Raw genomic sequence first — 3,986 nt, 5'->3', positions numbered from 1 at the left:
TTGAAGATTGAAGGTGAGCGGGAAGCTCGAATAAATGAAGTTCTTAGCGGGATGCTAAGAACAGGCAGGGAGGAAATTCCGGTATTGGAAGAAAAAGTATTGTAAACGGAGAAAAAGGTAATGGAATGAGCGACAATAAGGGAAATATCATAATTTACAACACCCCGGACGGGAAAGCATCCATAGCACTTTATGCAAAAGACGGCTCGGTTTGGATGAATCAAAACCAATTGGCTGAACTTTTTGACACCTCCAAGCCAAATATTAGTATGCACATATCCAACATACTGAAAGAGAATGAGTTAAGTGAAGAATCAGTTGTTAAGGATTACTTAACAACTGCCTCTGATGGTAAGCAATACAAGGTAACTTTTTATGCGCTGGATATGATCCTGGCTATTGGATTCCGGGTACGAAGCAAAAGAGGGACTCAGTTCCGGCAATGGGCTAACCAAAACCTAAAGGAGTATATGATTAAGGGGTTTGTGATGGATGATGAGCGTCTGATAAACACCCCTCTGTCGCCAACTTCCGCTTGTGACACGTAAGCAATAAAATAAAAATTTCAAAGTTCGGATTTAATATGAACTTTTTTAGTGTATTTGCAATTATAAATGAGACTGATCAACAAAAAAATATTAGAGAAGCTTAAAAGGAAGAACAAAGGTAATGTTCCTTTAACTAAATCGATTGACAAACTGATTAAGGATATTGATGATAATGATTGGAAAGATCAAGCCGAACTATATAAAACAAGAGCAGATGCGGACAATGTACATAGCGATGGATTTTATTTTTTTAACATCAGTATTCACAGAACGATGATTTTGATTGAGTTTGAAGATGGTGAAGCTGCTGTTGTTTGGGCAGGTACGCATCAGGAATATGAAGCGACATTTAAGAACAATAGAAACACAATAAAAAAGTGGTTAAAGGCTAACGATTGGATTTAAAAATTGAATTATGAAAACACAATTTGACATATCAAAACTGATTGAGGATGGAAAAATTAAAAACGAACTGGATTTTGAAAGAGCATTGATAGCGGACAGAAAATTACGAGTTCTCTCAAAAGAAAATCCAAAATTTAAATCTGTACGAAAGAAGTTGAGAGACTTAATCGAACAGTACGAAAATCAAAATTGGAGTGCTGAATCTAAAATATCTGACGAAAAATTAAAAGAAAGTGATATCACGGAATTGATTGCCGAAAAAGAACGGTTGTTTATCCGGCGAAGAAAAGAGCTTATCCGCAAAAAATTAAAGAACTTAAATCTGACACAGCAAGATTTTGGTAAAATTTTAGGTCACAATAGCAAATCCTATATCTCGGAATTAATGAATGGTCTGAGTCCTTTTTCATTAAAAGATTTGATTGTAATCAACCGTCTTCTAAAAATTGACTTGACTGATTTGGTGCCAACCTTTTTACCGGAGTCTGATAGAGCTAAAATTCGGGCAAAAATTAAAAAACTTGATAATCCAAAACTTAAATTAAGTAATGACGATTTAGCGATAACATAAATTATCCGGGTAGACGAAAAAAGTTACCCCTCTATCGCCAACCTCCACTACTTGTAACACTTAAAAATGATAAAATCAATAAGAATCAATTTAATTGATTTCATTAGATTAAATTCATATTTTTTGTTCAAAATGCATTAGTTTTAATACTTGAAGATTGAAGATGAGTGGGAAGCTTAAAAAAATGATAGGAATAATTTGCAATAAAATTTAGCTCCCTAAATATGAGAAAAGCCTATCACTGGAAAAAATTAAAAAACTCTAAAAACTGCAGTTCATATATTGCTAAGTGAAATTACAATTTTGATAAAATTGATTTAACATGAAACAAATAAACACTACAGAAAAAGGATTAGAAACCCACATAGTGCAATATTTAGTTAATGACACTATTTTTGTTTTATATTTCAACAACGTATGTTAATAAGAACACAAACTGAAATACAAATTATTTTAAATACTCTTCGCTCCCAAGGTATAGAAAATGAAGTAGTAGAGTTTAAAGAAGCTAAAAATCAATACGATTTCGGTAAAATTGGCAAGTATTTTTCTGCATTATGTAATGAAGCCAACCTTAAAAGTAAACGTTCGGCTTGGTTAATCTTTGGCGTAAAAGATGCAGATAAAAGTATTGTCGGTTCACAATTCCGAATCAATCGTGCAGATTTAGGCAGTCTCAAAGCTGAAATAGCCAATCATACAACAGGAAGACTTTCATTTATAGAAATTTATGAAGTAATTGAACCTGAAGGAAGAGTAGTTTTATTTGAAATCCCCGCAGCTCCTAAAGGCATCCCAATTTCATGGAAAGGCCATTATTATGGCAGAGATGGCGAGGTATTAAATGCTCTGAATCTGGAGGAAGTAGAACGCATTCGAAAACAATCTCGTGCAGAAGATTGGAGTGCCGCCATTGTAGAAGGAGCTTCAATTAATGATTTATCATCAGAAGCAATTCTCAAAGCACGAGAGTCATTCAAAAGAAAAAATCAACATCTGGTTGATGAAATTGATGAATGGAACGATGAAACTTTTCTAAACAAAGCGAAAGTATGTATCAAAGGTAAAATTACCCGAACAGCTATTTTGCTACTTGGCAAATCGGAATCTGAACACTTTATCAATCCGGCTACGGCAAAAATTTCGTGGATTTTGCGTGATAAAGACAATGTCGAGAAGGATTACCAACACTTTACTTGCCCCTTGCTTCTAAATACGGAGGAAGTATTTAAAAAGATTCGAAACTTGAAGTACAGATATATTCAATACGGTACTTTATTTCCTGAAGAAGTGGATCAATATGACCCTTACATTGTTAGAGAGGGCTTAAACAACTGTATTGCACATCAGGATTATACCTTTAGCGGTAAAATAAACTTGGTCGAATACGAAGACAGCAAATTGGTATTTATCAATTCCGGTTCATTCATTCCTTCTAGCATAGAAGAGGTAGTCATTGCGGATGCTCCGGAACCCACTTACCGAAATCCATTTTTGGTAGAAGCAATGATAAATCTGAATATGATAGACGCAATAGGAAGTGGTATCAAACGGATGTTTAATATTCAGCGGAAGAAATACTTCCCTTTGCCTGACTATGAGTTTCGTAATAACAAAGTAAAACTGACCATTACAGGTAAAGTGGTTGATATGAATTATGCACGCAAAATTGCATCTTTACCCGATTTGAGTTTGGTAGATATCATTGCTTTAGATAAGGTTGCAAAATCGAAAAAAATAAGTGCTGCCGAAATAAAAGACTTAAAAAGCAAAGACTTGATTGAAGGTAGAAAGCCAAATTTCCATATATCTTTCACTGTAGCTAAAGCAACAGGTGAACAAGCTGATTATATCAAGCAAAGAGGAATTGATGATGAGTACTGTCAAAAAATGATTTTAGAATTTTTAGAGAAATTTGACAATGGTACTCGGGCAGATTTTGAACAAGTTCTTTTAGACAAACTTCCTGATGTTTTAAATTTTGAACAAAAACGTTCTAAAATCAAAAACATTCTACAGAAAATGAAGAGAGAAGGGAAAATTAAATTAATAGGAAAAAAGCAATGGGTTTTAAACTGAGTTTAGACGCTATGAAAAATATTTAGACGTAATTTAGACGTAATTTAGACGTAATTCAAACTTTTTTCACTTATGAGAACAAAAGAATTAACATCTAAACCCTTTATATACAAAGGGTAAGCTGCATTAAGGTAGAGAATTATAAAAAACGTCTAAACTGGTTAATGGATTTTTTTAAACAAAGTTTAGACATTTTTATAGACGATAATGATTACAGATACTACTGAAAAGGATTAGAAGATTACATTGCAAATTACTTGACGTGTAAGAAAATATAAAGAAAAAAAAGGGCCTATTTAGTTGATTTCATTAGAATAAATTCATGTTTTTTGTTCAAAATACATTAGTTTTAATACTTGAAGATTGAAGGTGAGCGGGAAGCT

The 3,986-nt window shown here is 33.3% G+C and carries 3 protein-coding genes and 1 pseudogene; all 4 read left to right on the top strand.

The features are described from left to right. The first annotated feature begins 125 nt into the window (after positions 1–125). The 4 genes and pseudogenes from EA412_00375 to EA412_00360 all read left to right on the top strand — a co-directional run bounded on the left by EA412_00375 (position 126) and on the right by EA412_00360 (position 3,603). Positions 126–506 (top strand): annotated as a pseudogene (locus EA412_00375) (hydroxyacid dehydrogenase). 108 nt (positions 507–614) lie between these two features. After that, the gene (locus tag EA412_00370; protein ID TVR84464.1) at positions 615–953 is read left to right on the top strand and encodes a type II toxin-antitoxin system HigB family toxin; all 339 of its coding nucleotides are present in this window, start codon (positions 615–617) and stop codon (positions 951–953) included. A 10-nt stretch (positions 954–963) separates the two neighbouring features. Further along, positions 964–1,524, top strand: coding sequence for an XRE family transcriptional regulator (locus EA412_00365; protein ID TVR84463.1), 561 nt, complete (start codon positions 964–966; stop codon positions 1,522–1,524). Between the two features lie 417 nt (positions 1,525–1,941). Further along, on the top strand, positions 1,942–3,603 hold the full coding sequence (locus EA412_00360; GenBank protein TVR84462.1) for a transcriptional regulator: 1,662 nt from the start codon (positions 1,942–1,944) through the stop codon (positions 3,601–3,603). Positions 3,604–3,986 lie beyond the last annotated feature (383 nt).

Source organism: Chitinophagaceae bacterium (assembly GCA_007695095.1).
Lineage (GTDB): Bacteria > Bacteroidota > Bacteroidia > Chitinophagales > REEL01 > REEL01.
The sequence above is the reverse complement of the archived record's forward strand: the minus strand, read 5'-3'. Positions and strand labels throughout refer to the sequence as shown.

Excerpts from the sequence above, each read along its gene's own strand:
- EA412_00370 (TVR84464.1), top strand. The coding sequence starts at position 615 with ATGAGACTGATCAACAAAAAAATATTAGAGAAGCTTAAAAGGAAGAAC.
- EA412_00365 (TVR84463.1), top strand. The coding sequence starts at position 964 with ATGAAAACACAATTTGACATATCAAAACTGATTGAGGATGGAAAAATT.
- EA412_00360 (TVR84462.1), top strand. The coding sequence starts at position 1,942 with ATGTTAATAAGAACACAAACTGAAATACAAATTATTTTAAATACTCTT.